At 40.7% G+C, this 26,558-nt stretch carries 20 protein-coding genes, 1 tRNA gene and 1 pseudogene; 15 read left to right on the top strand and 7 right to left on the bottom strand.

Annotation, left to right across the window (positions count from 1 at the left end; translation table 11 throughout):
* Positions 1-307: 307 nt before the first annotated feature.
* Positions 308-381: transfer RNA gene (locus H6G18_RS22510), tRNA-Pro, on the bottom strand.
* Positions 382-522: 141 nt separating this feature from the next.
* Between H6G18_RS22510 and lipA the strand changes: the two genes are divergently transcribed.
* From lipA to H6G18_RS22490, 4 genes are all read left to right on the top strand, one after another.
* Positions 523-1,416: a lipoyl synthase gene (lipA, locus tag H6G18_RS22505; protein ID WP_190409324.1), complete on the top strand. Its 894-nt coding sequence runs from the start codon at positions 523-525 to the stop codon at positions 1,414-1,416.
* Between the two features lie 41 nt (positions 1,417-1,457).
* A complete protein-coding gene (locus H6G18_RS22500) occupies positions 1,458-2,381 on the top strand; it encodes an NAD(P)H-dependent glycerol-3-phosphate dehydrogenase (RefSeq protein WP_190409325.1) in 924 nt (307 codons plus the stop codon).
* Between the two features lie 590 nt (positions 2,382-2,971).
* Complete coding sequence (gene sigC / locus H6G18_RS22495; protein ID WP_190409323.1) at positions 2,972-4,222, top strand: RNA polymerase sigma factor SigC; 1,251 nt, start codon at positions 2,972-2,974, stop codon at positions 4,220-4,222.
* A 438-nt stretch (positions 4,223-4,660) separates the two neighbouring features.
* Positions 4,661-5,116 carry a Fur family transcriptional regulator gene (locus H6G18_RS22490; protein WP_190409322.1) on the top strand — a complete coding sequence of 152 codons (456 nt, stop codon included), beginning with the start codon at positions 4,661-4,663 and terminating at the stop codon, positions 5,114-5,116.
* Between the two features lie 129 nt (positions 5,117-5,245).
* Here H6G18_RS22490 and H6G18_RS22485 read toward each other — a convergent pair whose 3' ends face one another.
* Both H6G18_RS22485 and cobN read right to left on the bottom strand, forming a co-directional pair.
* Positions 5,246-6,520 (bottom strand): peptidoglycan-binding protein, encoded by a 1,275-nt coding sequence (locus H6G18_RS22485; protein WP_190409321.1) that lies wholly within the window; start codon positions 6,518-6,520, stop codon positions 5,246-5,248.
* A gap of 18 nt (positions 6,521-6,538) precedes the next feature.
* Positions 6,539-10,396: a cobaltochelatase subunit CobN gene (gene cobN, locus H6G18_RS22480; protein ID WP_190409320.1), complete on the bottom strand. Its 3,858-nt coding sequence runs from the start codon at positions 10,394-10,396 to the stop codon at positions 6,539-6,541.
* An 84-nt stretch (positions 10,397-10,480) separates the two neighbouring features.
* Between cobN and H6G18_RS22475 the strand changes: the two genes are divergently transcribed.
* A complete protein-coding gene (locus H6G18_RS22475) occupies positions 10,481-12,514 on the top strand; it encodes a GAF domain-containing sensor histidine kinase (RefSeq protein WP_190409319.1) in 2,034 nt (677 codons plus the stop codon).
* A gap of 36 nt (positions 12,515-12,550) precedes the next feature.
* Here the strand turns inward: H6G18_RS22475 and H6G18_RS22470 are convergent, their stop codons facing one another.
* On the bottom strand, positions 12,551-13,552 hold the full coding sequence (locus H6G18_RS22470; protein WP_190409318.1) for a hypothetical protein: 1,002 nt from the start codon (positions 13,550-13,552) through the stop codon (positions 12,551-12,553).
* Positions 13,553-14,042: 490 nt separating this feature from the next.
* Here H6G18_RS22470 and H6G18_RS22465 point away from each other — a divergent pair, with 490 nt between their 5' ends.
* From H6G18_RS22465 to H6G18_RS22450, 4 genes are all read left to right on the top strand, one after another.
* Positions 14,043-14,813: a class I SAM-dependent methyltransferase gene (locus tag H6G18_RS22465; RefSeq protein WP_190409317.1), complete on the top strand. Its 771-nt coding sequence runs from the start codon at positions 14,043-14,045 to the stop codon at positions 14,811-14,813.
* A gap of 6 nt (positions 14,814-14,819) precedes the next feature.
* The gene (locus H6G18_RS22460; RefSeq protein WP_190409316.1) at positions 14,820-15,536 is read left to right on the top strand and encodes a TenA family transcriptional regulator; all 717 of its coding nucleotides are present in this window, start codon (positions 14,820-14,822) and stop codon (positions 15,534-15,536) included.
* Between the two features lie 208 nt (positions 15,537-15,744).
* On the top strand, positions 15,745-16,296 hold the full coding sequence (locus H6G18_RS22455; RefSeq protein ID WP_190409315.1) for a heme NO-binding domain-containing protein: 552 nt from the start codon (positions 15,745-15,747) through the stop codon (positions 16,294-16,296).
* 11 nt (positions 16,297-16,307) lie between these two features.
* On the top strand, positions 16,308-17,756 hold the full coding sequence (locus H6G18_RS22450; RefSeq protein WP_190409314.1) for a sensor histidine kinase: 1,449 nt from the start codon (positions 16,308-16,310) through the stop codon (positions 17,754-17,756).
* Between the two features lie 32 nt (positions 17,757-17,788).
* Here the strand turns inward: H6G18_RS22450 and H6G18_RS22445 are convergent, their stop codons facing one another.
* Entirely contained in the window at positions 17,789-18,679 is an 891-nt protein-coding gene (locus H6G18_RS22445; RefSeq protein WP_190409313.1) for a hypothetical protein, read from the bottom strand.
* A gap of 723 nt (positions 18,680-19,402) precedes the next feature.
* Here H6G18_RS22445 and H6G18_RS22440 point away from each other — a divergent pair.
* The 5 genes from H6G18_RS22440 (at position 19,403) to H6G18_RS22420 (ending at position 25,340) form a co-directional block, all read left to right on the top strand.
* The gene (locus H6G18_RS22440; protein WP_190409312.1) at positions 19,403-20,155 is read left to right on the top strand and encodes a winged helix-turn-helix domain-containing protein; all 753 of its coding nucleotides are present in this window, start codon (positions 19,403-19,405) and stop codon (positions 20,153-20,155) included.
* Positions 20,156-20,214: 59 nt separating this feature from the next.
* A complete protein-coding gene (locus H6G18_RS22435) occupies positions 20,215-21,519 on the top strand; it encodes a sensor histidine kinase (RefSeq protein ID WP_190409311.1) in 1,305 nt (434 codons plus the stop codon).
* Positions 21,520-21,568: 49 nt separating this feature from the next.
* Entirely contained in the window at positions 21,569-22,237 is a 669-nt protein-coding gene (gene phoU, locus H6G18_RS22430; RefSeq protein WP_190409310.1) for a phosphate signaling complex protein PhoU, read from the top strand.
* A 744-nt stretch (positions 22,238-22,981) separates the two neighbouring features.
* Positions 22,982-23,608, top strand: a complete 627-nt coding sequence (locus tag H6G18_RS22425) for a Crp/Fnr family transcriptional regulator (RefSeq protein ID WP_190409309.1) — start codon at positions 22,982-22,984, stop codon at positions 23,606-23,608.
* 130 nt (positions 23,609-23,738) lie between these two features.
* On the top strand, positions 23,739-25,340 hold the full coding sequence (locus H6G18_RS22420; protein ID WP_190409308.1) for an iron uptake porin: 1,602 nt from the start codon (positions 23,739-23,741) through the stop codon (positions 25,338-25,340).
* Between the two features lie 68 nt (positions 25,341-25,408).
* Here H6G18_RS22420 and H6G18_RS22415 read toward each other — a convergent pair whose 3' ends face one another.
* On the bottom strand, positions 25,409-25,669 hold the full coding sequence (locus tag H6G18_RS22415) for a hypothetical protein (protein ID WP_190409307.1): 261 nt from the start codon (positions 25,667-25,669) through the stop codon (positions 25,409-25,411).
* A gap of 176 nt (positions 25,670-25,845) precedes the next feature.
* Between H6G18_RS22415 and H6G18_RS22410 the strand changes: the two genes are divergently transcribed.
* A complete protein-coding gene (locus tag H6G18_RS22410; RefSeq protein ID WP_190409306.1) occupies positions 25,846-26,448 on the top strand; it encodes a DUF3318 domain-containing protein in 603 nt (200 codons plus the stop codon).
* Positions 26,449-26,465: 17 nt separating this feature from the next.
* Here H6G18_RS22410 and H6G18_RS25380 read toward each other — a convergent pair.
* A pseudogene (locus H6G18_RS25380) lies at positions 26,466-26,558 on the bottom strand (IS982 family transposase); the annotation flags it as partial.

The following is a 26,558-nucleotide window of genomic DNA, read 5'->3' as shown; positions in this document are numbered from 1 at the left end:
GATATCGGGCATGGGCTGATTGTGGTTTTTGAGTTGTCGTTGTGAGAGACAATAACTCTACTACATCGGCCCTCTCTCTTCATCCTCTTATTTTGGCTAAGGTATTGTAATATGTATTTAAATTAGGAGGATTGAAAGGCGCACTTCATTGGGGATCAGTTCGACGCTGTGTATAGTAGGATTAATACGAGTTAGATTAAGAAAATCGCCTCCAGTGAAATGACCATGACAAAAAATTTGTCGTTTTACTTTTTTGACAAATAAAGTGTCGCCACGGTCAAATAATTAGTTATTCGACAACAAAATATCGGGATGACTGGATTCGAACCAGCGGCCCCTTCGTCCCGAACGAAGTGCGCTACCAAGCTGCGCTACATCCCGATGAAAAATCTTTACACCTTCCTCATCATACCATAAATAACAGCACATACCAGAAACACGTCTATATATAGGGAAATGAATTGGAATGGGATTTGCTTGCTAGGATTAGATTTATATAACATTCAGTGGTAGAAGTGGATTGTGACTGTAAAACCAGACTGGCTGCGGGTAAAAGCGCCTCAGTGGGAGCGCGTTGGTAACGTTAAAGAAATTTTGCGGGATTTAGCGCTAAATACAGTTTGTGAGGAAGCGTCCTGTCCTAACATTGGTGAGTGCTTCCAAGCTGGTACGGCCACATTTTTGATTATGGGGCCGGCTTGCACCCGTGCTTGTCCTTACTGTGATATTGATTTTGAGAAAAAACCCCAAGCTCTCGACCCCACAGAGCCGACGAGATTAGCCGAAGCTGTGCGCCGGATGAAACTTAATCATGTGGTAATCACTTCTGTAAACCGAGATGATTTACCAGATGGCGGTGCATTACAGTTTGTGCGGTGTATTGAAGAGGTTCGCACCGTTTCGCCCCAAACTACAATTGAGGTGCTAATACCTGATTTGTGTGGTAACTGGGAGGCGTTAAAGATCATTCTCCAAGCGTCACCAGAGGTACTAAACCATAATACAGAAACGATTCCTCGCCTTTATCGACGAGTCCGACCCCAAGGGAACTACGATCGCACCCTAGAATTATTGCAGCGATCGCGTCAAATTGCTCCCTGGCTCTACACCAAATCCGGCATCATGGTCGGCTTAGGCGAAACTGACTCAGAAATTCGCCAAGTCATGCAAGACCTACGAGTCGTAGATTGCGATATCCTGACAATTGGGCAATATCTCCAACCCAGTCAAAAACACTTGCAAGTTAACGATTTTGTTCGTCCAGAACAATTTGCTGCCTGGCAAGCCTACGGTGAAGAAATCGGATTTTTACAAGTTGTTTCTTCACCTTTGACTAGAAGTTCTTACCATGCCGAGCAAGTAAGACAATTAATGGAGCATCATCCCCGGAAAAAACTCCTGAGTCAAGAATTCTGAGTGGTTTAGATTTTGAATTTTAAATTTTGAACTTTCAATTGGTGCAAGAAACTACCATATCAATATTGGGTGCAGGTGCTTGGGGTGCATCTCTAGCAAATCTAGCAGTAGCCAATGGTCATAGGGTGCGTGTGTGGTCACGCCGAGGGACTAAAACACTAGCAACAGTTTTGCAGGACGCTGATATAGTTCTGTCTGCTATCTCAATGAAAGGAGTGAGAGAAGTTGCTTCACAAATCCAATCTCTCACTCTTTCACCAGAAACAATATTTGTCACGGCTACCAAGGGTTTAGAACCAGAAACAATTTATACGCCATCGCAAATTTGGCAATCATGTTTTCCCAATAATCCAGTAGTTGTCCTATCTGGCCCAAATTTATCCAAAGAAATCGACCAATTCCTACCAGCCGCCACGGTAGTAGCTAGTCGTGTAGCTACCGCCGCCGCCACAGTGCAGCTGGCATTTTCTTCATCTCGCTTTCGCGTTTATACAAATCCTGACCCTGTAGGTGTGGAGTTGGGCGGTACACTCAAGAATGTAATTGCGATCGCATCTGGTGTATGTGATGGTTTGCGCTTAGGAACTAATGCCAAAGCGGCTTTAGTGACGCGCGGACTAACAGAAATGGTTCGCATTGGCAACGTTTGGGGTGCGAATAGGGAAACATTTTATGGTTTATCAGGTCTAGGAGATTTGTTAGCTACCTGTAATAGTCCCTTAAGTCGCAATTATCAAGTGGGTTATCAATTGGCTAGTGGTGAAACACTGAGACAAATTCTAGCAAAATTACCAGGAACAGCCGAAGGAGTAAACACTTGTCAGGTATTAGTCCAACTAGCTAGGCAGCAAAATATAGTTATCCCAATTACCGAGCAAGTTTACCGTTTACTAGAAGGCGAAGTTACACCCCAACAAGCCCTTGATGAACTCATGCTGCGAGATATTAAGCCGGAATATAACTAATTAGTCATTAGTCAATGGTCAAACATCAACTGACAACTGACAACTGACCACTGACAAATAGTCCTTAATTTAACTCGTCACTACTCACCACCCCCATCGCCCATTACCATACTGAGTCCCAAAAAATCCTGAAAAAAAAATACAAAATCGTCAGGAAACTACTTTTATATCCATGTAGATGTGACTATGCCGATAATAAACATGATTTTTACTGAAATATGTTTATACAAAATACTCAAGTAACAGCTAATAGCCAACAAGGTGAAAATGCTGACTAGGTAATTCGGAATTTAAAATCTAATCGTAAATTTGAATAGCTATTGGTTCAATCAGAGGCTCAACAGCCGAGCATAGTTCGGTTGTAATGTTTGAAAACAACCACTAATGTTTTTTTGCAAAAAAAACATTAGTGAAAACCTCAACCGTGTTAGTTCATCTAAAATCACGGGAACAATAGCAACAGTTAAATAGCTGACCCTTCCTGCGGGACGCTACCGCGAACGGGGAACGCAGTCGCCTACGCAGGAAAACCCTCTTGCAGCGCTGATTCACCGCAATCTATTGTTACCTGGAGCCATAGAGACGATCTTATGCCAGCAACATCTTTTTACGCAGATGCCGCCTACAATACCCAAAAATCCCACCAGGTTTTAGACCCGGATCTTGCTATTGATGACAGTGAGTTATCGGTGGATGAAATCCAAGAGTTAGAGGTAGCTGCTGCTGATCCCACTACCTTTGGTGCTAGCGCTAACCGTCGCAGTACAGACTTGGTACGTCTATACCTTCAGGAAATTGGTCGAGTCCGTTTGTTAGGACGGGATGAAGAAGTTTCTGAAGCTCAAAAAGTCCAGCGTTACTTAAAGTTGCGGACAGTGCTTGCCAATGCTGCCAAGCAAGGGGATGAGGTCGCTGTACCTTACCTGAATTTAATTGAAGTTCAAGAGCGTCTAGCATCAGAACTAGGACACCGCCCCTCTTTGGAACGATGGGCTGCTACTGCTGGTGTAAACGTATCTGATCTCAAGCCAATTTTGTCAGAAGGCAAACGTCGCTGGGCAGAAATTGCCAAGATGACTGTGGAAGAACTGGAGAAAATGCAATCTCAAGGTCTTCACTCAAAGGAACACATGATTAAAGCTAATCTGCGCTTAGTCGTGTCGGTTGCTAAGAAGTATCAAAATCGTGGTTTAGAATTATTAGATTTAGTCCAAGAAGGTACTCTCGGCTTGGAACGAGCAGTAGAAAAATTTGATCCAACTAAGGGATATCGTTTTAGTACCTATGCCTACTGGTGGATTCGTCAGGGAATTACAAGAGCGATCGCAACTTCTAGCCGCACAATTCGCCTCCCTGTTCATATTACAGAAAAATTAAACAAAATTAAAAAAGCTCAACGTAAAATCGCTCAAGAAAAAGGTCGCACTCCTACTTTAGAAGACCTAGCGATTGAGTTAGATATGACACCTACCCAAGTGCGAGAAGTTTTATTAAGAGTACCTCGTTCTGTTTCTTTAGAAACTAAGGTAGGTAAAGATAAAGACACCGAATTAGGCGAATTATTAGAAACCGACAGTGTAACGCCAGAAGAAATGTTAATGCGAGAATCTTTACAAAGAGACTTGCAACATTTATTAGCTGATTTAACCAGTCGTGAGCGTGATGTCATCCTCATGCGCTTTGGTTTAGCTGATGGTCATCCTTACTCATTAGCAGAAATTGGCCGCGCTCTAGATTTATCACGGGAGCGAGTACGCCAAATCGAATCAAAAGCCTTGCAAAAGCTACGTCAACCAAAGCGCCGCAACCTCATTCGTGACTATTTGGAATCTTTAAGTTAGTTAGATAGTCAATAGTCAATAGTCAATAGTGAACAAAACTCATACTATAGATTGTTGACTCTGGACTATTTATTTGCTTACGATTCACCATACCCCTCTACTAACAGCTACTTGTTATTCATAGGAAATTTTTGCAGTTAATTACAATATATTGTTGCAAACAATTTCTTGAGAATAATAAGGTCAGAAGTTTTGATATTACATCCAGTCACTAACAAAAATGCTTGTTTAGCTGGCAATTCAAAATTCTAAATTTATAGTTCTGAATTTAGAATTTTGAATTGTTTATGGGGATAATTATGACTATATTTTTGTATGCGAATTTCATTAATTGTTCAGAAAACTTTAATAAATATTCTCAATAAGCTACATTTGTTGCAAATCACTCCAAATATTTGTTATATTCTCAACTAACAGGCTTTGTTGAGAAAAATTAGTATGACTGTCTACACAACTACTTCACTTAAGGCAGAATTAAACGAACGAGGCTGGCGTTTGACTCCTCAAAGGGAAACTATCTTACACATCTTTCAAGAACTTCCCCAAGGCGAACACCTGAGTGCAGAAGATTTATATCATCGTCTAGAAACTGATGGTGAAGGAATTAGCCTCTCAACCATCTACCGGACTTTAAAGTTAATGGCTCGGATGGGGATTTTGCGAGAACTGGAACTGGGAGAAGGACACAAGCATTACGAGATTAACCAGCCTTATCCCCATCACCACCATCACCTAATTTGTGTCAAATGTAACTCCACTATTGAATTCAAAAACGATTCAATTTTAAAAATTGGCGCAAAAACTGCTCAAAAAGAAGGTTTTCATCTGCTGGACTGTCAAATGACAATTCACGCAGTGTGTCCCAAGTGCCAACGCGCACTCATGCCACTTTAGCACCTGGGTAAGATAACAAGGGGAAGTTACTCAATAACCTAAAAATGAAGTTTTGAGAAATTTCTCATTAGCTGTTATCGGAGGTAAGCAAACTGTTAAGGAATCATAGTCAAAACACCGAAGCGGATACTAAAAGCGTCCGCTTCTAACGTCGTTTAGACTAATGCCGTAAAATTCCTGGGCTTGCTTGATGGCTTTTTTGGTATCATTTTCCATCACTCCATCTAGTCGTCCTTTATAAAAACCCCTCGCTTGCAGTCGTCTTTGGATTTCTAAGACATTAAAATCGCTCTTGGGAGCTTTACTAACTGAGCTATGTAGTTTCGCTCTGGTAGTGGGGCCAGCAATACCACTAGCAGCTAGATAATTAGCGGCTTGAAACCTTTTGACAGCATCTGCTGTATAAGAGCCAAAGTAGCCGTTGGGCTGTCCCTGTAAATATCCGGCTTGAATTAACTGTTCTTGCAGCACTCGCACAGATTCGCCGCGATCGCCTATAGTTAGGTTATCTTTTTGGGCTGCTGGTTTAGGAGGAGCTTCTCCACCAACACCTAATGCGGGTAATCTTCTCTGTGTTGCAGGCCCAACAATACCGTCAACATCTAACTTATAAGCGGTTTGAAATCTTTTTACCGCTTCTTCAGTGATAGGACCAAAAACACCAGTAGGATTACCGTGATAAAAACCTGCTATTCGTAAGCGCTGTTGCAAAACCCTCACATCTTCACCTTCATCACCTTTGAGAAGGTAGTTAGGATTACGGCGCTTATTGGCTGCTGGATTTACAGTAGCCGTGTTGCTAGTACTTTGGGTAGCGGCTGTTGTGTTCGGTCTAGTTGTTTGTCTACTAGCAACAGAGGTATTGCTACCTTGGGTAGCAGCTGTACTGTTTTGTCTAACGGTTGGTTTAATAACAGCAGGGGTTCTAGTTTGTGTTGTAGTTGTACTGTTTTGTCCAGCAGTTGGTTTAATAACAGTACTGGGTTGTTGAGTTTGGTTGCTTACAGGCGATGAACGCCATTGGTCTAATTTTTCTAGAGTACTGGCTTTTACAACACCGTCCACTGGTAAACCAGCCGCCGCTTGGAAACGCCGCACGGCTTCTTCTGTAGAAAAATCATACACCTGAGTCACAGGAGCTTGATAAAAACCTGCTTGTTGTAGCTTTTGTTGGAGATTTCTGACGGAAGGGCCTTGATCTCCTCTTTCCAAGGCCCAGACGCTACTAACACTGCTGAGTATAGATAATGCGATCGCTAGGGGTAGCATATGCTTCCAAGCTCTACTTGATAGTCGCTTCCAGTCTGGTGTAGCTGCTTTGTTAAATAAGTAGCTAGACACCAATTCACTGGGTTCACCGTCTTCGTAGGCGAAAGCTAAGTGCAAATACGCTATGTTGTCCATATTTGTTGACTACACCACTTATTTTTCTTCGATGGTTGCTTCAGCTTGATGTACTAAATTACGTAAATTTTCCAGTGTTTGTATATTTACATCCTGCCATAAACCGCGTTTGTGTGCTTCTAATAATCTTTCAGCAATATCACGCAGTGCATGGGGATTTTTATCCTCAATATATGCGGAAACCACCGGATCAAGCAAGTAGGACTGCATAACACCTTGATACATATAGTCTTCCACGCATCTGGCAGTGACATCATAGGCGAAGAGAAAATCTACGGTTGCTGCCATTTCAAATGCACCTTTGTAGCCGTGGCGCATCATGCCCTCAATCCACTTAGGATTCACGACACGAGAACGATAAACTCTAGCAATTTCCTCCCGAAGTTGGCGGACACGTGGTTGTGCAGGAATAGAATTATCACCAAAATAGGTTTCGGGATTTTTCCCTTGAAGAGAACGTACCGCAGCCGTTAAACCACCTTGAAATTGATAATAATCGTCAGAATCCAGCAAATCATGTTCACGATTGTCTTGATTGTGTAGCACAATTTGCATCTGTGCCAAGCGCTGTTTAAAGGCTTCAGTGGCGGGGAGTGAAGATTGAGAATTAACTTCTCCCCCTGCTCCCCTACTCTCCTGCTCCCCTATCTCCCTACCTTTTCCTGAAGAATAGGCGTAGCAGCTCCAGTTGATATAGGCACTGGCTAAGTCTTGATCGTCTTGCCAATTTTGTGATTCGATTAAGCCTTGGAGTCCAGCACCGTAAGCGCCTGGTTTGGAACCAAAGAGACGATAGCGCGATCGCTCGAAGGCAGTTTCTGGAGTTAAGCCTTGTTGTATCCAAAAATCAGTGTCTTGGCGGACTTGGGCAGCTAGGGGGTTTTGTTCTGGGGGTTCATCTAAGGCAGCAACTGCGTTAACTGCTTGCTCGAATAAATCCATCAAGTTGGGGAAAGCATCACGAAAGAAGCCGGAAATGCGTAGAGTGACATCGACACGGGGTCTTCCTAAGATGCTTAAAGGCAGTATATCCAAATCGACAACGCGTCGTGCTGCTCCATCCCATACTGGTTGTACACCCAATAAAGCTAACGCTTCAGCAATGTCATCACCGCCAGTCCGCATCGTTGCAGTTCCCCACACGGATAAGCCTAGTGTTTTTGGGTACTCACCATGTTCTTGTGTGTAGCATTCAATTAAATTTTCTGCCGCCTTTCTGCCTACATCCCAAGCGGTTTCTGTGGGAATGGCACGAATATCAACAGCATAAAAGTTTCTACCTGTAGGCAAAACTTCCGGCCGTCCGCGTGTGGGTGCGCCAGAAGCCGCACTGGGAATGTATCCACCATCTAACCCATGTATGAGATTGGTAATTTCTGCATCAGTTTTTTGTAAGGATGGGAGGAGTTTGCATCTGATCCAGTTTAGGACTTTGGAGATGGGGGAGTGCTGGGTGCTAGGTGCTGGGTGCTGGGTGCTGGGTGTTGTAATGAGTTGTTCTACTAGTGAGGCGGCGTATTCTTCTAGGGCTGTGACTGCATCGCCGACTGTACGACAGGGCTTTTGGGTTTTATCGGCTAAGAGTTGTTGATCGGGTGTGGATAATTGGGTGGTGAAGTTGTCTGTCAGGGGGTCGAAGTCTAGTCCCCAAGTATCGGCTAAAGCCCTGGTAATACCTGGAGAATGGCGATTGGGGATACGGGCGATCGCTACTATTAAATCTCTCAATAGTCGTCCTTGGGGACATTGCCCAAAAATGTGCAAACCGTCCCGTATTTGGGCTTCCTTTAATTCGCAGAGATACCCATCTAAGGAGTTCAAAATTAGAGATTCAAAATTTAAAATATCTTCTTCATTTTGAATGCCTAAATCTTTGTAAAGATTTTCTTGGATGACTAAATCACGGATGCGATCACGGATTGCGCCCAAGCGAGAAGGATCTAAACTTTCCGCCTCGTAATACTCATCAATTAAATTTTCCAGCTTTTGCAAAGCGCCGTATAATTCAGCACGGGTCATCGGGGGCGTAAGATGGTCTATAATCACCGCCTGAGCGCGACGCTTGGCTTGGGAACCCTCACCAGGATCATTCACAATAAATGGATATAGGTGGGGCATAGGGCCGAAAGCTACTTCTGGATAGCAATTACTAGATAAAGCTAAGCTTTTCCCCGGCAACCATTCTAAATTGCCATGTTTCCCCACATGAACCACAGCATCAGCACCAAAAGACTCCCTCACCCAATAATAGAAAGCTAAATAAGCATGGGTTGGTTCTAAATCTGGTGCATGATAATTTAAACTAGGGTCAACATCATAACCCCGTGATGGCTGTATTCCGACAAAGATGTTACCTAATTGGATACCAGGAATAGGGTAAAAGGTAAGTGGTTGTTCATGTTGAATTGAATTGTCTCCACTCTCCCAACGCTCGTTAATACCCTGCTGTACTACTTTAGGTAAGGAAGCAAAATACTCCTGATACTCCTGGCTTGACAAGCTTTGCTGCACCGGGCGTAATTCTCTACCTTCTGGATCATTTGTCACGCCAGCAGTGAGACGTTGAATTAATTCATCGCCATTGCTGGGTAAGTTTTCCACTAAATACCCAGCTTGCTGTAAAGCTTTGAGGATTTCTACACAACTTTCTGGCGTGTCTAACCCGACACCGTTAGCGAGGCGACCATCACGATTGGGGTAATTGGCTAAGATTAAGGCAATGCGCCGTTCTTGGGGTGGCTGAGAACCTAGATGTACCCAATTTGCAGCCAGTTGGGCAACAAAATCGATGCGATCGCTTACTGGTTCATAAACTACCACATCTGTTTCTAAATCAGGATTGCGGGTTTGTACTGCCTTAAATGACACAGCACGGGTGATAATTCTGCCATCTACTTCTGGTAAGGCGACATTCATCGCAATATCACGGGGAGAAAGCCCATTTAACTGTGCTTCCCATTGCTCGGCAAATCCGCCACTGAGAATAACTTGTAAAACTGGTACATCTAATTTTTCCCAAAGTTCAGTTTGGGGTGTTTCAGTTTCTAAACGCGCCAGTGAAAAGCTTGTGGTATTCAACAATACTGCTATTTGCTGTGAGTCTTTAGGTTGAAAAAACTCACTCAACTCTACTTGGACATCAGGATCACGCAAAGAAGAAATAAACACTGGTACAGGCTGTAAATTCCTCTGCCACAAAGCTGTACACAGCGCATCAATTACCTGAAGATTTCCGGCAATATAGTGGGCGCGGTAGAAGAGAATGCCGACTTTGGGGAGCAGGGAGTAGGGAGTAGGGAATAGGGAATTTGTATTTTCTTGTTCCCATTCCCCTTTATACAAACCAATACGAGGAACCCTCTGCGGCGCTGGGGGATTGTATGCTGTTGATAAAGATATGTCAGAAATAAATTGCAGGGCGTTAACAATATTTCCTACCCCGCCTTCGTTAAAATACTGCCATATTTGGTTAACATTGCCCACCGACACGGTAGACTGAGAGATCAATTCAGGATCGAGAGCATCGTCCCCTGGCATTACAATTAGGGTTGTACCATTGCGTTCTACAATTTCTTGCACAACTTCTAAACCATATGCCCAATAGGAACGTCCTCCTAATAGGCGCAAAATAATTACCTGGGCCAGTTCTAAGACTTGTTCAGCATAAGTATCTATACTTATTTGTTGTTGTAATAGCAACAAATTAGCTACTCTGATTGCAGGAAATGTTGCAGGTAATTTGGGGACTGCGGCTGCCAGGGTTTGAATATCGGTATCAGCAGCAGTAATCAACACAAAGGGAGCTGGAGTTTGTTCCAGAAAAAAAACTCCTTCTGACTGATTCCATCCTACCGATGTGGTACTTATACGATGCATAATCCTTTATTACCGCTTTAAACTGTTGGTTAGAACATAATCAAATAATTTGTCAGCCTAGCCCCTCTTACCAGACTATTGAAAATGCTGAGTTCTCCTGATTTGAGCTTTTCTCGAAACTTACCTTTAGTTGTATTCAATCAACTTGGAGAATTGTTGCAGCAGATGGCTCAATCGGTAGAATCTACTACTAATTTGTTACTCACAGAAGCTTTGTTGTCACGAGTTCGTGTCCCCATAGAGTGGCAAAGGCAGAGGTTCACACTGGTGGTTTCTGAGCAATTTAGTGCGCTTTTGCTGGGAAATTGGGAGCAAAAAGAAGTCGGAGGAACGGAAGCCAGGCTGTTTGTAACTTCTAGCCAAGAGAATGGAAGCATCACAGCAAGTAGAGAAACTCAAGAGCAAGAAATATACTCAGCAATCAGCACATCCTACGAATTTTCTGAAGGAGTACAACATTCAATACTCAATACTAGGTTGACATTTAATTCAGAGGCGATCGCTTCCTTCCTCTCGAATTTGAGAGACTTGTTTGGTCATGATTCCTACACTCACCAGCATCTTGAACGCTATCGCCAAATTCTTCGGCCTAATGATGTTGCACTTCAAAGTCAATTTACTTTGATGTTATTAGAACATCTCCTACCTAAGGAAAACGAGGACGTTACAGACCCTCCCAGGGTAAATAACTCTGAAGAAGTGTATGCTTGTCAAGCAGTCGAAGATGCTCTGAAGAAACAGATTTCTCAAGAGCGACTGTTAAATCAAGTTACTACCCAGATTCGCAAAAGCCTAGATTTGCCAGTAATTATGGCAACAGCGATCGCACAAGTACGCGAGTTTCTAGAATTAGACAGGTTAGTAATATATAAATTTGAAGGTTCCAGAGTCAACACTCAAAACTTAACGCCACCCCAAATCCAAGACCAACAAAAATACGGAGGTTGTATAGTTTACGAAGCCCTTGCTAAAGATACTATTCCATCAGTATTACATTACCAGGAACAAACTTGCTTCGGACGTAATTCTCCATGTTGGAAAAAGTATCGTCAAGGATTTACCTTGGTTGTAGATGATGTAGAAAAGGCTTACGCCCTAGAAGAATGTTTATTAAATTTTTTAAGACAAAGCCAAGTTAAGGCAAAGTTGGCAGCACCTATTATTTTTGAAGATGAGCTGTGGGGCCTATTGATTGCCCATCAATGCTACGGTACCCGTCAATGGACTGAGAGTGAAAAAAATTTACTGACTTCAATTACCGAACAATTAGCGATCGCTATCCATCAGGCAGAATTAATGCAATCTCTGCAAGATGCTGCACGAAGGCTCACTCAAGAAAAACAAACCCTAGAACAGCGAGTCATCGAGCGGACAATGGCTTTACGTGATGCCCTTTTGGCGGCGGAAGCTGCTAGTCGTCTCAGGAGTGAATTTTTAGCTACAATCAGTCACGAATTACTTACGCCTTTAACTTACGTAATTGGGATGTCTTCTACTTTGTTACGTTGGCCTTTGGGTGAGTTGAGTCAAAGGCAACGAGATTATTTACAAACAATCCACGATAGTGGCGAACATTTACTAGATATGATTAAAGACATCCTCGATTTATCACAAATTGAGGCGGGAAAAACTGTTTTAAATATTACAGACTTTTCTTTAGTAAAAGTAGCAGAAAATACTATAGAATCATTGGTAGAAAAAGCTATATCTGAGCAAGTAAATCTTAAACTTGATTTACAACTAGATCCAAGACGCGATCGCTTCACCGCAGATACAGCACGTGTAGAACAAATTCTCTGGAATCTTTTGACTAATGCGATTAAATTTACTCCAGAAGGTGGCAGTGTCACCTTACGTATTTGGGTAGAAGATGACACAGCTATCTTTCAAGTAGAAGATACAGGTATCGGCATTCCTGAAGAACAATTACCATTATTATTTGAAAAATTCCAGCAACTCGATACACCCTATCGCCGCCGCTATGAAGGTACAGGACTAGGTTTAGCCTTAACAAAACAATTGGTAGAACTACATCGAGGACGCATTGAAGTTGAATCCACTGTAGGTATTGGCTCAATTTTTACAGTATGGATACCAGATCAGGAAAGTAGGGAGTAGAGGATAGGGTTGCAGAAGGAAATAGAGAGGATAAATCTAATCAAACATCTTTACAAGACGATATCCCTTAGTATAAAGGGCAACAGGTGCGTTAGCATTCCGGTTTTGTCTAGCTTGTTCAACAGTTTCATCAAATAAAATTAGTGTTTCTGTACCCACTTTTAGCCACTCTTCATAAGGCACACTCATATCTTCTTCAACACCACCAACAATGGGTGTTACCATCTCTCGGTAAGCTTTATTAAATTTTCTGCGAAATCGGAAATCTACAGATATTCTCAGTCCTTCAGATGTTCGTCTTACTGTTTGGTGCAATCCACGGGCATCATTGAAATACATTGTACCGTGTTGTAGTTTTGCTTCTGTGTAAGAAGTGACCATTGGAATATCCTGACCTTCCTGGAAATCCGACATCACACGCATAGCCTGTAGTTCCATTTCTCGTGGCATTTCACCCGCCTCGATAGTTATATTATCGATGTCGCCAAACAAAGGCAAAATTACTACAGTTGCATCGGCGGGAACACCAGCCCACACATCGCTATGACATTTTGAACTAGCAAAAGGCAACCCCATCTTCTCAGCGCTAGTTTTGCCATAAACCATACGGAGATTGACTGGTAAATCAACGGCATCAATCAGGTCATTAGCTCCCAGTTGATAAAAGGCCTCTGCAACGCTCTTTTGAAAGAGATTAAATGCTAGAGTATGTTCTCGTTTGGGCATTAAAAGACCAGTACCAGTGTAGTTTGGGAGAGTATTTCTAGCTTCTAGTAGTCGTTGGATCATTTCCGCTTCCGAGAGAATGATGGGACTATTCAGACACGCCGAAATATAACCCGCCGCCGCAACTCGGATCTGCTGATATAACTCAGGCTTTAATGTTTGTTCAAACAGCAGTCGGTACTGTCGCTTGGTAGCAATCCTATCAGCAAGCTCATCAAATAGCTGATCTCCTAGTTGAGAGAATGCGATCGCACGTTCATTATGCAATTGAGCATAGACTGGCACTTCTGCTAATAGTGGTTCTGCCATCATGTATCCCAAAGTTTTTTAATTAACCCAGTTACTTCTTTGTTTACAACAAGTCTGTTTTAAACAAAGAATCATACTATTAAAAAATAACAAGATTATGATTTTTTAACTTCGTATAATATACGGCTTTGTTTGCCTTGAAAAATTAAACTAAAAATTAAGTATCCACATCTTAAATAAAAATTAGATAAAGAAAATATTTAACAATACAGATTTTCTTTCTTTTTAAAGAAGATACGAATACTATACAAAGATTTATGAAAATAATTTATGGAACTGCATCTTTAAATTTAAAGAAATTAACAACTTCAAAGTATTTATTTAAATAAATATCTGGAATAGGTTAATTTACAAAGAAAAATTTAGTAAATGTTCAAAAATCAGTGTAATTAACATGAGAAATAATTAAGTTAAATGTTAAAAGTGAAGAACAACATTTGTAATTGATTTTTTTAATCTCTTCGCCCATACACTATCAAAATAAATCATCTAAATGTCAACATTAAATAACAGGCAATTGGTTAGCAGTTTATACAATCGCACAGCATCAGAATGGATTAGAGAAAAACCTATTTCCCTCTCTGACTTTACAGCACGCCCTTTTGTACTAGAGCTTTGTGAGCCTGTAACTGAGTTACGAGTATTAGATTTAGGTTGTGGTGAAGGTTATTGCAGTAGAGAGTTACGCCGACGTGGTGCTGCACAAGTACATGGAATAGACATTTCTCAAAGCATGATTGAAGCAGCACGCTTACAAGAATTAGAAAACTCTTTGGATATTTCTTATGAAGTAGGATGTGCGACTAATCTCCAGCAGATACCAGATGGCGAAATAGATTTGGTAGTTGCCGTTTTTTTGTTTAACTATCTAACTATTACTCAGACTCAAGAATGTATGGCAGAAGTTGCCCGTATTCTTCGTCCTGGTGGTCAATTTGTCTTTAGCATCCCTCATCCATCTTTTCCATATATGCGGGAACCTGCGTATCCATTCTATTTTGAAGTTGAGGGTACAGGGTACTTCAGCAAGCGAGATCAACAATTTCCTGGGCGAATCTGGAAACGGGACGGCTCCTGGCTAGATGTCCGATTAATTCATAAAACTCTTGAGGATTATTTTAACGCTCTCAACAAAGCCGACTTTAAGACGATGCCAGTCTTACAGGAATTACGTATCACGCCAGAACACATTGCACTGGATGAAGAATTCTTCACTCCTTTGCTTGACTTACCCCTCCATTTAGCTATCAAAATATCCCGATAAATCAAGATGACTTCTCTTGTTAGAAATTCTTTCCGTAAAATTACTGATGATCATCCTCTCTGGAAGCATGACTTCCTAATACGCTGTCGTGATGGAAATTTATACTTATCAGATGTGCAGATACTAGCTGTGCAAATGTATAAATTCTCTAAAGAATTTAATCGCATCCTGGCTGGCATCTTATCTTGCTGTCAATATGAAAACGCTCAGTTAGTAATTCTGGAAAATTTATTTGATGAAATGGGACAGGGAGATGTCACCCAGTCTCATCCAGAATTGTTTCGTCGGTTTACCCGTGAACTGGGTATTGATGATGAAACATTGGCTGAAACACCCACTGCGCCGGAAACTTTAGCTTTAATTGAAACCTACTTGAGAATTCCATCTCAGTATGGCTATGTAGCTGCACTCGGTGCAGTCTGTTACGCTTCTGAAGGGATTGTTAGTTCCTTATACACGCAGTTATATAAGGGAATTGTGGGCAGTTCTCCCTTATCTAAAGAATCCTTAATCTTTTTTGAAGTCCATATCGATGTGGATGATAGCCATGCTGCAAAGTTAGCCGCAGTGATTGAACCCCAGATTACTAATGAGGAAGAAATTAAAGTAAAACTGGCTATTATTGAGGCAATGGATGCACGTGTTCAATTTTTTAATGGAATTCAGCGTCAAATATCTCAAAATAACTGGTCTCCTAATTCATTGCTCTTTTCTAAGGCATAGGCTTCAAAAAATAGAAAGAGTATAAATACGGTTGTGATAGGTTTAAGCGTAGTATTACAAACATGATAACTAACGTAATTTTTCCAGTTTTTATGTTTGTAGAATCTTTATATTCTAGTGTGAATTAAGTGAAAACACTTACTTAAAACACCGTTGTTATTAATCAAATTCACAAACTTAAGTTGATTGCAAACAAGAGAAGGTTTTTATGTACGGATTAGTAAACAAAGCGATTCAAGATATGGTGTGTAGTCGCTTTGGTGAGGATATTTGGCAAGAAATCAAGCAGAAAGCAGACATAGATATAGATGTTTTCATCAGTATGGAAGGCTATCCAGATGACACCACTCATAAACTGGTAAAAGCAGCTAGTGTTGTTCTGGGGTTATCTCCATCTGAGATTATGCAAGCCTTTGGAGAGTTTTGGGTGCAGTATACATCTGAAGAAGGCTATGGGGAAATGATGGATATGAGTGGAGATACTTTACCTGAGTTTCTAGAAAATCTTGATAATCTTCATGCACGTGTAGGAATTAGCTTTCCTAAGCTTCAACCTCCATCATTTGAATGTAGTGATATAGAAGAAAATCATATGAACTTACACTATCGCTCTAATAGAGAGGGTCTAGCTCCAATGATTCTTGGTTTAGTCAAGGGATTAGGAACTAGATTTGATACAGAAGTGGATATTACCCAAACTCAAAATCGAGATGATGGCGCTGATCATGATGAATTTTTAGTTAAATATCAACCACGCTGATTCCTATATCTATGGTTCCTCCTCATCTTGGTCTTACGCCAGAATTATTTGCGAAGGCTTTTCCGTTTCATTTCGTATTTAATCGCCAACGAGAAATTTTACAGGCTGGTGAAGTCTTAGAACGCATCAGTTCTGAACCATTAGTTGGTAATCAGATAGAGCAGCATTTTAATATCAATCGTCCCAATATTTCACTTGATTTTGATGCCATTTATAAAAAATCTAAATCCCTTTTTATTTTGGAATTTGTGCATAATGGCATGAATTTAAAGGGACAAATGATGTATCAACAAGAGCAAGATGTTATATTTTTTCTGGGTTCTCCCTGGATTACTGATATGGCTAGTCTTAATCCTCTTGGTATTAAATTAAAAGACTTTGCAATTCACGATCCAATTGCTGATTTTCTTTTTCTATTACAAGCTAAGAACACTGCCTTAGCTGACACTGAAAAATTAACTGTAGAATTGACTAACCAGCGTGCTGAATTACAGAATGCGCTGCAAGTGAAAGAGCATCTCACTCAAATTGCCCAAACACAGGCTCAAACATTAGAAAAATCCCTGAGGGAATTACAACAAACTCAAGCTCAATTAGTTCAGGCTGAAAAAATGTCGAGTCTAGGACGATTAGTGGCAGGAGTTGCTCACGAAATTAATAATCCAATTAACTTTATTTATGGGAATTTGAAATATATTAATGATTATACTAAAGACTTACTGAAGCTCATACATCTTTACCAGCGATTTTATACCAATACTGAGCAAGAAATACTAGATTATATTCAAGTTATTGAACTAGATTTTGTCATGGAAGATTTACCGAAAATAATTCATTCCATGCAAGTAGGAACTGAACGTATAACTGAGATTGTATTGTCTTTAAGAAACTTCTCTCGTCTTGATGAAGCAGAGATTAAAAATGTTGATATTCATCAAGGTATAGATAGTACTTTACTAATTTTGCATAATAAGTTTAAGCAAAAAGCTGATTGTATTGGAATTGAAATAATAAAAAATTATGGAAATTTACCTTTGGTCAATTGCTATCCTAGTCAACTGAACCAAGTATTTATGAATATCATTAGTAATGCAATTGATGCGCTGGATACTTATAATAGTAAGCGTTCTATTCAAGATAGAAAATCTCATCCCAGTAAAATTACAATAACTACAGAAGTTTTAAAAAATGATTATGTAGTGATTCGGATTTCTGATAATGGTCCAGGAATGGCAGAAGCAGTTAAGGAAAAATTATTTGAGCCATTTTTCACGACTAAGCCTGTAGGTGAAGGAACAGGGCTAGGTTTATCTATTAGTTATCAAATTATAGTTGAAAAACACAAGGGAATATTAAGTTGTGAATCAAGCCTTGGTAAAGGAACTGAATTTTTCATTCAACTTCCCTTATCGATGAATAAGCAACCTATTAATCATTTACAATCAATTAATTTTGTTTAATCAATATTGTTGTTGAACAACAAATCTAATTTTTAACTATTTACTCGTCTTTGCAAAATAATGATCTCGCTACCAATAATTGGATTACGGGCTATTAATTTATCTTGAGAATCAATAATTTCTAAATGAAAAAAATCTAGTTCTTGAGAGCGTTGTAATATTTCAGTTGCTAATTTATCTTGCTGGGTTTCTTGAAGAGTGTACCAGTCATCATTAATTTTTACAGTTAGACTACTGGTGCGGAAGTTGGCTTGAATAGATTGTATGATGCCAGAGGCTATGCGATCACCTACGGTGGGCAGAATGCGATCGCTAATCTCTCCCAGTTGGTTTTCAATAGCTGCAATCAAGCTTTGTTCTGGGGTTAATTGTAGAGTTGGCGTAGGTGTGGGAGTCGGTTCTGGTTCCGGTTCTGGTGGGGGAATTTGCGCTTCAGGTTCCGGAGTGATTTCCTCTGGTGGTGGTGCTTCTGGTACTGTTGGCTCTGATGGAGTGGTTATTGTAGGTGTTGGCGTGGGAATTTTTTCCACTGGGGGAACTGTTGCTACTTCAGTAGGTTTGTTGGTGAAGATATTGGTAGTTGTCCAAACTAAAACCACAGCGATACTAGCAATAATTCCTGTCAAGGCTGTATCTGATAATTTGGTTGACAGATTAGATGGTATGAAAGCACGAGCGTTAAGTAAAAACCTACTCCATTTGGATTCTAACTGCTGTAAAAAACTGGAAGTTTCTCCAGCACCCGCAGGTGGTGCTGTCTCCAGTTTGTTCACAGTTGTTTCTAAAAGCCCTATTGTTCCTCGAAGAAACCGGATAATTACAGCCTTCCACACAGGTTGGACTCTCTTTTGCGGAGATTGATTTTTTGGCGTAACTGTCGGTTCCGATTGATTGGGTTGTTCGGGGGGATTGTCTTGTGACATAGAACTTTCAGGGAACTGAAACTCTTAGTAATTTTACAACTCTTGATATAGCAATCTGATTTGATTCCCGCATCCATCACGGTAGGCGTAGCCATATTGACTTGCGTAGACGGAGAGTGGGAAATAGGGGAAACCTGTTTAATTGGTACTGAATTCTTATGCACTAGAGTGGGCTACGCTAACAAAAATCAAATAGGATTTCTATATGTCCAGTGTAAGAATCATTTTACACAATAAACAGCAAGCCAATTTTTTGGATAACTCACTAATCACGTCGTGAAGTCAAAGGAATTGTATTTTGGTCTTTTACACTATTTACGATAGTATATTTGTTTACATCATACTGTCCTAGTAGTCTGTACAAATACATTTTGACGGATAGTAAGACATCTGAGAAACAAAAAAAACTCTTTCACCACTCCTGACTCCTCACCTTCACCCGTCATTTTTGGGTTGAGAGAGTACAAAGCGTGAAACATGAATCTGTAGATTTTTGGAATTTAGTATCTTTTGGGGCTGCCTGTGATGTATTTTGAATTTTAGATATAGCTATTTCACAACGAAAACTATTGTGAGCGTGTAGCTAGAGTGATTTATGGTATATTTGGCAGTGTTATATATATTACTTACAAAATCATTCACGATCGCCAACTGTGAATGTACTGAGAAATCAACTCAAACACCATATTGATACAAGCACAGGGCCTGACTTTTGTGATATCAATGTACACCAGTGAATCAATCAAGTATTCGGCTAGAACAGAGATTGGGCAAACCAGTCGTATTCTGGTAGTAGAAGATGAAGAAATCATCCAAGAGATGTTAGCAGTAGCATTGGAAGAGGAAGGCTATGGGGTGGTAACGGCTCCTGATGGTAGAGCGGCTGTAGAGTATCTCAAAAATTTTGAACCTAACGGGGGGGAATTTCCCTTCGATTTACTGATTCTCGATTTGATGTTGCCCCAAATCAATGGGCTAGATATCTGTCGCTTGCTGCGTCATCAAGGTAACCCAGTACCGATTTTGATGCTCAGTGCAAAGGGTAGTGAAACTGATCGCGTGTTAGGTTTAGAAGTAGGGGCAGATGACTACTTAACGAAACCCTTTAGTATGCGCGAATTAGTTGCCCGTTGTCGCGCTTTACTCCGTCGTCAGCGCCTCATTACCTTACCGCAACTACCAGTACTGAAATTCAAAGAAGTTACTTTAAATCCTCAAGAGTGCCGTGTTTTGGTACGTGGACAAGAAGTAAATCTTTCACCCAAAGAGTTTCGTCTACTAGAACTCTTTATGAGTTATGCCCGTCGGGTATGGTCGCGGGAACAATTGCTAGACCAGGTTTGGGGGCCGGATTTTGTCGGTGATAGCAAAACTGTAGATGTTCACATTCGTTGGTTGCGCGAAAAACTAGAACAAGACCCCAGTCACCCAGAATATATTGTGACTGTGAGAGGATTTGGATATCGATTCGGATAAGCTATTGAGATAGTTGTTAGTTTTTATTAATCACCCGCAACTAACAACTCTTTCCTCAAATGCTCTTATTGGGATTTTTTCTGGGTTTGGCGGTAGGTATTGGGTTTTGGATTTGGCAACAAGTCCAACTAAACCGCTACCTGACGCGAGTACCCCAACCTCTACACTCCCATACTTCTAAGGTTAAGGTGGCATTGCCGTTGCTTCCTCGTCTGCGGCGAGAAATCGCCACTATCGAGAAGCATAGGCAAGATTTGGAGCAGTCGCTGCAAACTTACCAAGACCTACTGGACTTTGCACCAGTTGGTTATTTGCAAGTAGATGAAGAAAATCAACTGCTATGGTGTAACCAGCAAGCCAGAGAAATCTTATATTTACAAAGATGGCAACCAGGACAGGTGCGTTTGTTGCTAGAATTGGTTCGCTCCTATGAACTTGATCGGTTAATTGAGCAAACACGCGATCGCCAAAAAGCCCAGACTAAAGAATGGGTATTTCATCCCTCTTGTGATAACGCCGCAGAAATGCACACCATTAAATCCTTGATGTTACGGGCGTTTAGCTTACCTTTACCCAACGAACAAGTCGGAGTTTTTCTAGAAAATCGCCAGCCCCTACTAGATATGAATCAAGTCAGGGAAAGGTCTTTCTCTGATTTAGCCCATGAGTTACGCACACCCCTAACCTCAATTCGTTTGGTTGCAGAAACTCTACAAAATCGCCTGGAACCACCATTAAATCGTTGGGTTGACCGTTTGGTGCAGGAAGTTGACAGACTGGTTAATTTAGTACAAAGCTGGTTAGAACTTACCCAAATGGAAGCTAACCCTACCATGCAGCTACATATCGAAATGGTAGAATTGCGATCGCTCATTACTTCAGTGTGGGAAACTCTAGAACCTCTAGCACAGCGTCAACATTTGTCTTTTTCCTATTCTGGCCCAGAAAAACTGACGATTAAAGCAGACTCAGCCCGCATTTATCAGGTATTCCTCAATCTACTCGATAACAGCATTAAGTATAGTTCGCCCAATAGCAGCATTCAAATTCAAGCAGAAATTTTGTCCTTCAATAAGAATCATCAAGATAATTCTCCTCCTTCCATCTTAGAAATAAATTTAATTGATGCTGGTGAAGGCTTTGCTGATGAAGATTTACCCCATGTTTTTGAGCGATTTTACCGGGGGGATAAAGCACGGACTCATTCAGCTTTGCAGGATAATAATATTGTGGGTAATGGTTTAGGTCTAGCGATCGTTAGACAGATAATCTTAGCTCATGGTGGTTCTATTAAAGCCATGAATCATCCAGAAAGTGGTGGTGCATGGATACAACTTCATATACCTGAAGTAGTGGCAAACTGACATAGCCAAGACTATAGTTAGAAATATCTTCACGTTTGAGACTACAAGTGTGAAAGCTGTCGTGTACAGTCCCAACCCTGAAAATCCCCAGTTAGCACGCGCCATTAGGCGTTTAGAACGGGATGTATTACGCATGGGAGCTTTGGTAGAACAATCATTCCGCCTCAGCCACCAAGCATTATTTTCCCGTAACTTAACAGCAGCTGAGGAACTACCCCGATTAGATAAAAAAATAGACCGTTTTTATAGACAAATAGAATCAGAGTGTACGTCCATCATGACATTACAAGCACCCACAGCACAAGATTTGCGCTGTTTAAGTGCTTTTATGCAATTAGTACGAGACTTAGAACGCATCGGCGATTACGCTAAAGATTTAGCTGAAATAGCAGTCAAAATCTTTCCCTATCCGCCTCATTCATCTCTACCAGAAATTGCCGTCATGGCTCATCACGCTCAAGCGATGCTAGCAACTAGCTTAGTCGCTTTGGCAGACTTAGATGAAGCTGGTGGACGTAGTATCAAACATTTAGACGATGCTGTAGATAACGCCTATGATCACCTTTATGAGACCTTAGCCCAACAACGAGATGTACAAGGCGTTGTTGAACCAATTATACTGCTAGCCTTGGCAATTCGTTGTCTAGAACGTATGGCAGATCATGCAACTAACATTGGTCAACGAGTTGCATACATCGTCACTGGTCAACGCTCTTAATTATAATTAGAATTAATTATAGTTAGAATATTTTTTAGATGATCCCATCCCTCTAAGGGGTGGGATTTTGTTATGCCTCATTAATTTAAGGTGATATTTTACCAATTGTTTATCTTCTCTTAAACTTGCAGAACTAAATTGAGTCCTGACGACAGCTAACTGAATAAAAAAAAGTATCAAATATTATAGGGTTTTACTAGTTTTCCTCAGAATAATCTGACTGAGAGCTAGGGGCTAGGGACTGGAGATGAAGAAGAAAAATTGTCATGCTCTTTTTGTGTAGTTCACTATATAAACGTCTAATAAGAAACGGCAATAACAAAAAGAATGATTAGCTAGTTCTATCTGAAATATGAGTAAAAATTATCTTTATTTCAACCTTGATTTCTAGAAATTAAAATAATTTTCCCAGGAAAAATATTATGTATTAAGTCTACATTTTTTATTTTAAGATTAGTTATTAATGTTAAATTCAGCCTAGTAAAATAACAATTTATATATACAAAGTGTTCTTTTGTAGTACATAATATACTTAATGATATTCAGATTTAAGCCCCTTATTTACTAATCATATATAAAAGACCTGCAAAATTAGCATTTCCACATATGGCAAAAAGCTTGATTATTTCAAAATACTGAAATTAAAAGTAGTTTGTAAATATTATTCATAAACTACTAGTAAATATAAAACCTCTGGAATTCATTTCAAAATTTACTACTTTTATCCTGGAAACTCCTCTTCTAATGTCTTCTATAATTTTAACAGAAACTTCAGATGCAATCTTGAATGACTCTAATCTCAATTGTCATTTACCCCAAAGACTATTTACGCGGAAAGAATTCATTCCACCTCATCAGGAAGTACTTTGGCGCATCGAGCGTGGGGCAGTTCGTACCCTAACCTGGAGTGAAGACGGAACATTTATTACTTTGGGATATTGGGGCCCAGGGGATTTGATTGGTTATCCTTTAACTAAAGTTAACCCATATCAAATCGAATGTCTGACAAGTGTAGAGGCTATTACTATCCCGCAGCATCTTTGGTATCAATATACCAATAATTTACTTGCTCATATTCAATCTTCAGAAGAACTTTTAAGCATAGTTCATCGCAAACCTATTGCCTTACGTTTGTGGCAATTCTTAGTTTGGTTAAGTGAAAAATTTGGACGCAATTTAGAACAAGGTAAGCTCATTGAGCTATATATTACCCATCAAGAAATTGCAGAAGTATTGAATACAACAAGAGTAACTGTAACACGTTTACTACAGCAGTTTGAAGCAGAAGAAGCGATTGTACGCTACAAGCGTCGTATTATTCTATCTTTACCAAATAAAAGAATTATGAATATGACCTTAAAAAATGGGTAACTATCTTGTGTTAGGTAGTTCTAAATATGTATAATCACTACAGAAATCATGTGTATATTCTCTGAATAAATATCAGGGAAATTATTTTACCATGACAGTGAACTAGTTGGTGTGAGTGAACTTAGAAAATATGACAAAATTATTCTGGAACGCTTTAAAATTCAGCCCAGTTGTTTTTGCTGCAACCTTTTTTGCTACCAACAGCGCCTTAGCAGTTGAAGCTAACGATCAAGTAAATAGTGTTGCCCAGTTAACACAAGCCTCCAAATCTCAAGAAATTGGTCAGGTAACATCTGTATCCCAATTTTCCGATGTGCAGCCTACCGATTGGGCATTCCAAGCATTGCAATCTCTAGTTGAGCGCTACGGCTGTATTGCAGGTTATCCCAACGGTACATACCGTGGTAATCGTGCTTTGACCCGTTATGAATTTGCTGCTGGCTTGAATGCTTGTTTAGACCGAGTTAACGAACTGATTGCTACAGCAACAGCTGATATGGTAAGCAAGGAAGATTTAGCTACCTTACAGCGTCTACAAGAAGAATTTTCTGCTGAATTAGCAACCTTACGCGGTCGTGTTGATGCCCTAGAAGCTCGTACTTCTGAGTTGGAAGCGAATCAATTCTCTACCACTACCAAGCTCAGAGGTGAGGCTATATTTGCTTTAGCTAACGCTTTTGGTGATGAAAGAGCAGGTGGCGGCGATCTTGCAGACAACGCCATTTTTGCTTATCGCGCTCGTCTTAGCTTTGAAAGCAGCTTTACAGGCTCAGATAAGTTGCAGGTTCGGATGCAGGCTCGTAACGTGCCTCAATACAGTGGTACTAACACTGGAACTAACATGACTCGCTTGGGTTTTGATGGTGTTACCACAAACGGTACTAACGTTGAAGTTGATAAAGTCAACTATGAGTTCAACCTAAGCAATGCACTGAGAGTCAAGGTTGATGCGGTTGGTGCTGAGTTATGGAATAACACTAATGTGTTCAACCCGGACTTTAGAAGTAGTGGTTCTGGTGCTATCTCTCGTTATGGTCGTTTCAGCCCCATTTATCGTGCATCTTCTCCTGGTGGTGCTGGTTTGACTGTCACAGTTAATCCCAGAGGCCCTATCAGTTTCACAGGTGCTTATCTTGCACCCAGAGCTAGTAATCCTACAGACGAGAATGGTTTGTTTGATGGTGCAAACGCCTTCTTTGGTCAAATCGACTTCAAACCTAGCCAAGCTTTAAACGTTGGTTTTGCTTACTCTCGTACTTATCAGAACGCAGCTAACGGTGTCAACTTGTTTGGTAGCCAAGGTAGTTCTTTGGCCAACAACCCTTTTGCTAGTGATGCTACTTCAGCTAATAACTACAGTATCATGGCGAATTTCCGCCCCACCCCTACAATTGGAGTTGGCGGTTGGGTTGGTTACACTGATGCTCAGGCAGAAAGAGGTGCTAGTCGAGAAGCAGACATTTGGTACTGGGCTGCTAACCTTGGTATCAGAGACTTTGGTGCTAAGGGTAACATACTGGGTGTAATTTTTGGTCAACCACCCAAAGTTACAGGTGGTAGTGGAATCAACCGTGAATCTGATACTTCTTATCATTTAGAAGGTCTTTACAGAATGAAGCTCACTGATAACATTGCTGTTACTCCCGGCTTGTTGGTGATATTCAACCCCGAACACAACGACAACAATGACACCATCTATGTTGGTACTATCCGTACAACATTCAGTTTCTAAAACTGGTTATCGTTTAGTAATGTTAGTTAAGTGTTAAATAAAAAAGCCCTCTAGTTAGAGGGCTTTTTTTATGACAATTCAGAATCCTGTTGATTAGACAAATCCGACGGCGGCCGATCGCTACTCCACGCCCACCAAACACAACCACATTGGCAATTATAAAACTCCTGCCATTTACGCCGATGGTCTTGCGTCAGCACAGGCGATCGCCGATTAATCCAAACTTGTGCAGCTTCTAAGCTACTGGCGCGACAGCTAGGACAACAAAACTGGTAAGCGTGAATTGCCTTTTGTGTCCATTCAGGTGGAGTGGGAGCAAAAGCATCCATGTATTAATTCGTAATTTAGACAGTGTTTTTTCATACACTACATTTCATCATAATAGAATTAATCCTTTCAAGGTGTTAGGACTACTCATAGATTTTCTCTGTGTCTCTGTGGTAAAAAACAACTTTTTAAACACAGAGGCACAGAGAATTCTGTATCTTAATTACAAATTATTCTTATGGATCCAAAAGTTGAAATTCGCCGTTTATTTGAGGTAATGCCGGCGTCTGGTAGAATGACAGTCAAAATTGTCAGCAAACCAGAACAAACCCAAGTCATTGATACTGTTTTTCCCTTACCGTGGAATCAAGAGCGACCGATATATATTAACTTCGATTTGTGGGGACGCTTGACAAAACCCCAACGGGATTTGTTACTGCTACAAAAAGTTGCTTGGTTAACAGGGATTCGGTGGTTTAAACCAGATATATATCAAGGTGTAGTATTAGCTGGACTTTTGGGTGGATTGGTGGAGTCAGCGCAGTCTGATGTGGTGGGAGTGGCTATAGCTGGGGGATTGAGTGCGATCGCTCTGTTGCGGATTTGGCGTAGCAACAAATCTTCGGATTCTGAGTTAAATGCTGACACAACAGCAATCAAAGTAGCTCAACGTCGTGGTTATTCCCAAACAGAAGCAGCCCAACATTTATTATCGGCGATTGAGACAGTAGCTAAGATAGAAGGGCGTTCTGGCTTAGATTTTATCGCTTTGATTCGTTGCCAAAACTTACGAGCGATCGCAGGCTTTTCAGCAGTAGGTGTGCCAGAAAGTTTTTCATAATTTACGTCTAATGTGAATTAAAGAGAATGAGACTGGAAGGTGAGAACATCAATACCAAAAAGGCGGCGAAGCAATTTGCGTAGTGTGTGAGAGGCGATTTTGGCAGCAAT

Origin of the sequence: Anabaena subtropica FACHB-260 (assembly GCF_014697105.1) — a bacterium.
GTDB classification, from domain to species: domain Bacteria; phylum Cyanobacteriota; class Cyanobacteriia; order Cyanobacteriales; family Nostocaceae; genus Trichormus; species Trichormus subtropicus.
This window is presented reverse-complemented; position numbering and strand designations above follow the sequence as displayed.